We start from the raw sequence: 1133 nt of genomic DNA on the forward strand, positions 1-1133 counted from the left end.
GCCGTCTTCATGACCTCCGCCGACTGCAGCACGAACGGCAACTGCATCTGACCCGAACCGAACAGCTCACCGACGACCTTCATGCCCTCCAGCAGCGTGTCGTTGACGATGTCCAGGGCGGGGCGACTCTGGAGAGCCTCCTCCAGGTCCCGCTCCAGGCCGTTCTTCTCACCGTCGATGATCCGGCGCTGGAGCCGCTCGTCCAGCGGCAGCGCCAGCAACTCCTCCGCACGCCCGGCCTTCAGCGACTTGGTGTTCACACCCTCGAACAAGGCCATCAGCTTCTGCAGCGGGTCATAGCCCTCCGCACGCCGGTCATAGATCAGATCCAGCGCGGTGGTGACCTGCTCCTCGTCGAACCGGGCGATCGGCAGGATCTTCGACGCGTGAACGATCGCCGAATCCAGACCCGCCTTCACACACTCGTCCAGGAACACCGAGTTCAACAGGACACGGGCGGCCGGATTCAGACCGAAGGAGATGTTGGAGAGACCCAGCGTCGTCTGGACATCGGGATGCCGGCGCTTGAGCTCACGGATCGACTCGATCGTCGCGATACCGTCCTTGCGCGACTCCTCCTGACCCGTGCAGATCGTGAACGTGAGGGTGTCGATGAGGATGTCCGACTCCCGGATCCCCCAATTCCCCGTCAGATCGGCGATCAGCCGCTCGGCGATGGCGACCTTGTGCTCGACCGTGCGGGCCTGGCCCTCCTCGTCGATGGTCAGCGCGATCAGCGCCGCACCGTGCTCCCGCGCCAAAGCGGTCACCTTCGCGAACCGCGACTCCGGACCGTCACCGTCCTCATAATTCACCGAATTGATCACCGCCCGCCCGCCGAGCTTCTCCAGCCCGGCCTGGAGAACGGGAACCTCCGTCGAGTCCAGAACGATCGGCAGCGTCGACGCCGTAGCGAACCGCCCCGCCAGCTCCTTCATGTCCGCGACCCCGTCACGGCCCACATAGTCCACACACAGGTCGAGCATGTGCGCGCCCTCACGGATCTGGTCCCGCGCCATCTCCACACAGTCGTCCCACCGGGCCTCCAGCATCGCCTCACGGAACTTCTTCGACCCGTTCGCGTTCGTCCGCTCACCGATCGCCATATAAGCGGTGTCCTGCCGGAACGGCAC

Annotated in this window: 1 protein-coding gene; it reads right to left on the reverse strand. The window is 65.0% G+C overall.

The features are described from left to right. Positions 1 to 1133, reverse strand: a 1133-nt coding sequence (locus ACWDYJ_RS36295) for a dihydropteroate synthase (protein WP_451569870.1), incomplete at both ends; no start/stop codon positions are given.

This window comes from Streptomyces sp. NPDC003042 (genome assembly GCF_053591315.1).